This is a genomic window from Streptomyces sp. SM1 (genome assembly GCF_002910825.1).
Classification (GTDB): Bacteria; Actinomycetota; Actinomycetes; order Streptomycetales; family Streptomycetaceae; genus Streptomyces; species Streptomyces okerensis.
The window spans coordinates 1-3,811 of sequence record NZ_NEUB01000095.1 but is presented as its reverse complement, the minus strand read 5'-3'; the positions used below and the strand labels follow the sequence as shown (position 1 = coordinate 3,811).

Below are 3,811 nucleotides of genomic sequence, written 5' to 3'. Positions count from 1 at the left end.
TGCTGGAGGCCGCGGGTTTCGTGGCCACACCCCGGGGCCTACGCCTGCGCGCCTGACCCCGGCGTTGCCGGGGAGCGCCCCACGGTGAGACACATCCAAGCCCGCCACCACCACCCCGCCGGCACCACGGACTCCAGCACCCCACCGCGACGACCGCGCACCTGACCCCGGCGTCCCCGACCTCGCACACCGATTCCGCACGCATACCGGTAGGACACCCCCGGAGACCCGCCGCCACCGTCCCCGGGAGCTCCGGTCCGCGACCCCGGCCGGACGGAACGGCCGCACGCCCGCCGCGCCGTCCTCGCGTGCCACCCTGGACGCATGCCCGAAGGAGACACGGTCTGGCAGGCCGCGCGACGGCTGCACGACGCCCTCGCGGGCAGGGTGCTGACCCGCAGCGACCTGCGGGTGCCCCGGTACGCCACGGCGGACCTCACCGGCCGTACCGTGCTGGACGTCACCCCGCGGGGCAAGCACCTGCTGACCCGCCTGGAGGGCGGCCTGACCCTGCACTCGCATCTGAGGATGGACGGCTCCTGGAGGGTGTACACGGACGGGCAACGGTGGAACGGCGGCCCCGTCCACCAGATCCGCGCCATCCTCGGCACCACCGACCGCACCGCCGTCGGCTACCGGCTGCCCGTCCTGGAACTGCTGCGGACCGCCGACGAGGACCGCGCGGTCGGCCATCTCGGCCCCGATCTCCTGGGCCCGGACTGGGACGCGGGCGCGGCGCTGGCCAACCTGTTGCGGGAGCCGTCCCGCCCGCTCGGCGAGGCCCTGCTCGACCAGCGCAACCTCGCCGGTATCGGCAATGTCTTCAAGAGTGAACTCTGCTTCCTGCTCGGCGTGACCCCCTGGCTCCCCGTGGGTGAGCTGTCCGCCGATCGCACCGAGAAGCTGCCGGAACTCGCCAGGAAGCTGCTGGAGTTGAACCGCGAACGCCCGGTACGCAGTACGACGGGCCGCCGCGGACAGGAGCTCTTCGTGTACGGCCGGGCCCGTCGCCCCTGTCTGCGCTGCCGCACGCCGATCCGCCTCGCCGACCAGGGCGACGGCTCACGCGAACGCCCCACGTACTGGTGCCCCACCTGCCAGCCGGGCCCGGCCCCCGCACGGTCACAGGGCCGTCCCCGCTGACCGCACACGGCACGGCACGTAGCGCGCCGGGCACATCGTCAGCGCTCCTCGTCCGGTCCGGCGCCCGGGCGCCAGGCCCGCCGCCACCGCCCCGCCGCGAGGGCGCCGTCCGCCCGCGCCTTGGGCACGCAATCCACCGGCAGCACGCTGAGTCCCCATCCACCGGCCGCGACCGCCCCTTCCAGCGCACCGGAACCGGGTATCAGCAGCAGTCGCGCCACCGCCCACCACCACAGCAGTCCGCACGCCACCAGGGCCCACCGGCGCACGGCCCGCCCCGTCGTCACCTCTCCGGAGCCGCAACCCTCGGGGCCGGCGGCCCCCATGGCCGGGTCACCCGTTCTCGGCCTGGAACATCCAGTGCTGCTTCTCGAGGTCGCCGGTGACCGTGATCAGGATGTCCTGACTCACCGGGTCGGGGTCCGCCGTCGCCGTGACCCGTTCACGCATCCGGGTGATCACCGCGCCGAGCGCGTCCACCATCGCGCCCACCGCGGCCGAGTCGTCGACCCAGCCCTCGGGGGTCACGCCGATCCCGCTGCCGACGGCCACGGTCGCGGCGCGCCCGTCGGGCGAGACACCCAGGGCTGCGGCCCGCTCGGCGACGGTGTCGGAGTGCGTACGCGCCAGCGTCACGACCTCGTCGAGCTGGAGGTGCACCGAGCGGAAGCGCGGCCCGACGACGTTCCAGTGGATCTGCTTCGCCACCAGGGCGAGATCCACCAGGTCGACCAGGGCGCCCTGCAGCGCATCGGACACGGTCTTCAGGTTCTCGTCGGACAACGGGCTCTTCACGACGTACATCCGCACCTCCGTGGCTGACCCCCGTCCTTCAACGATGACGGTCCCGGGCCGCACCGGCAAACGCACACGGCGACGCGCGCGGCAGCGCGACGGACCGGTCACGGACGCGAAAAACCCCGGCGGCACCCCTCCGGACCTTCCCGGAAGGGCCCCTACCGGGGCATCCCACACCTCACACCGCGCAGGCGACGAGCACCGTGCTCACGCGGCGACGACGTCCACCGCTTCGGCGGGCGCCTTGATGGTCACCCGTTCCGGTGGCACACCGGTCACCGATACGGAACCCAGCATCGGACGAACCGGCGTGGGTACGGGCTGGCTGGGGGTCGCTGCAGCAGACTGGGCCAGCTCTGCGAGGGCGAGTTCGTCACTCACTTCCCGCATGAGCTCGGACATCCGTACGTCCAGCGCGTCGCAGATCGCGGAGAGCAGCTCGGAGGAAGCCTCCTTCTGCCCCCGCTCCACCTCGGATAGATAGCCGAGTGAGACTCGGGCGGACGAGGAGACTTCGCGCAGAGTACGGCCCTGGCGCTGGCGCTGCCGACGCAGCACGTCACCCAGCAGGCGACGGAGCAGAATCATCGGTGGCTCCCTCCTCGGACCGCGTAGCCGCATCCTTCTCGCCCCACCGTACCGCCTAGTGCCGCGGCCGTGCGGGGAGCGATGTCGTGTTCACTCAGGGCTGCAAACATCAAAACCCCCCGTTCCGTTCCGTATCCTGTGCCCGCTCATTCCCGGTCTGTTCGCCCGCAAGCTCCGTCAGAAGCAGCGCGAGTACGCTCCGTACACTCTCCATACGAATTTCCGCACGGTCGCCGTTCAACCGCAGACGCTGCACTTTTCCGCCACCGGCGGAAACAGAGCCGGCTCCGGACGGTCCGGCCACGGCCACGAACACCGTCCCGACGGCCTGCCCGTCCTGCGGGTCCGGGCCGGCGACGCCCGTGGTGGCGACGCCCCAGTCGGCACCCAGTGCCTCGCGGACGCCGGCCGCCATCTGGGCCGCCACCTGCGGATCCACCGCTCCCCGCTGCGCCAGCAGAGTGGCGTCCACACCGAGCAGCCGGTGCTTCAGTTCGGTCGCGTAGGCCGTCACCGACCCGCGGAAGACCTTGGACGCCCCGGGAACAGAGGTGATCTCCGCCGCCACCAGGCCACCGGTCAGCGACTCGGCGACGGCAAGCGTTCCACCGTTCACGGTGAGTAGTCGCACCACCTCGGTGGCCGTGGAGCTCACGCTTCCGTCTCCTCCAACGCCGCCTTGCGCTCGGCGATTCCCTGCCTGCGGAGCACAATGGCCTGTTTCACATAGTCGAGTCCGGTCGCCACGGTCAGCACGACCGCCGCGGCCATCACCCACCACCTCAGCGTCGCCAGCCATCCCGTCAGTGCCAGCACGTACATGCCGACGGCGATGCCCTGGGTGAGGGTCTTGAGCTTGCCGCCCCGGCTCGCCGGGATGACGCCGTAGCGGATGACCAGGAAACGCAGCAGTGTGACGCCGAGTTCCCGGCCGAGGATGACCCCGGTGACCCACCACGGCAGATCATCCAGCGCGGAGAGGCAGATGAGCGCGGCGCCCATGATCGCCTTGTCGGCGATGGGGTCGGCGATCTTCCCGAAGTCGGTGACGAGGTCGTAGGTGCGGGCCAGATGACCGTCGAACAGGTCGGTGATCATGGCGACGGCGAAGGCCGCCCACGCGAACGAGCGCCACGCCGGGTCGTTCCCGCCCTCGGCGAGCATCAGCATGACGAACGCCGGGACCAGCAGCAGCCGCAGCATGGTCAGCAGGTTGGCGATGTTCCAGACGCTGGCCTGGTTGACGGCGGCCGCGGCGATCTTCGCGCCCCGGGCCGGCCTC

6 protein-coding genes are annotated in these 3,811 nt (G+C 71.6%); 1 reads left to right on the top strand and 5 read right to left on the bottom strand.

Features of this window, described 5'->3' with window-relative positions; genetic code table 11:
• The first annotated feature begins 324 nt into the window (after positions 1-324).
• Positions 325-1,143, top strand: a complete 819-nt coding sequence (locus tag B9S61_RS02125) for an Fpg/Nei family DNA glycosylase (protein ID WP_103540655.1) — start codon at positions 325-327, stop codon at positions 1,141-1,143.
• Between the two features lie 38 nt (positions 1,144-1,181).
• On the opposite strand, the gene B9S61_RS02120 is transcribed toward B9S61_RS02125, so the two are convergent.
• The 5 genes from B9S61_RS02120 to pgsA form a co-directional block, all read right to left on the bottom strand.
• On the bottom strand, positions 1,182-1,469 hold the full coding sequence (locus tag B9S61_RS02120; RefSeq protein WP_258039508.1) for a hypothetical protein: 288 nt from the start codon (positions 1,467-1,469) through the stop codon (positions 1,182-1,184).
• A 7-nt stretch (positions 1,470-1,476) separates the two neighbouring features.
• Positions 1,477-1,947, bottom strand: a complete 471-nt coding sequence (locus B9S61_RS02115; protein WP_103540654.1) for a Dps family protein — start codon at positions 1,945-1,947, stop codon at positions 1,477-1,479.
• Positions 1,948-2,148: 201 nt separating this feature from the next.
• Positions 2,149-2,529 carry a helix-turn-helix domain-containing protein gene (locus B9S61_RS02110; RefSeq protein ID WP_046591591.1) on the bottom strand — a complete coding sequence of 127 codons (381 nt, stop codon included), beginning with the start codon at positions 2,527-2,529 and terminating at the stop codon, positions 2,149-2,151.
• Positions 2,530-2,638: 109 nt separating this feature from the next.
• On the bottom strand, positions 2,639-3,184 hold the full coding sequence (locus tag B9S61_RS02105) for a CinA family protein (protein ID WP_103540653.1): 546 nt from the start codon (positions 3,182-3,184) through the stop codon (positions 2,639-2,641).
• On the bottom strand, positions 3,181-3,811 hold a 631-nt coding region (gene pgsA, locus B9S61_RS02100), incomplete at its 5' end, for a CDP-diacylglycerol--glycerol-3-phosphate 3-phosphatidyltransferase (protein ID WP_103540652.1). The genes B9S61_RS02105 and pgsA, both read right to left, overlap by 4 nt.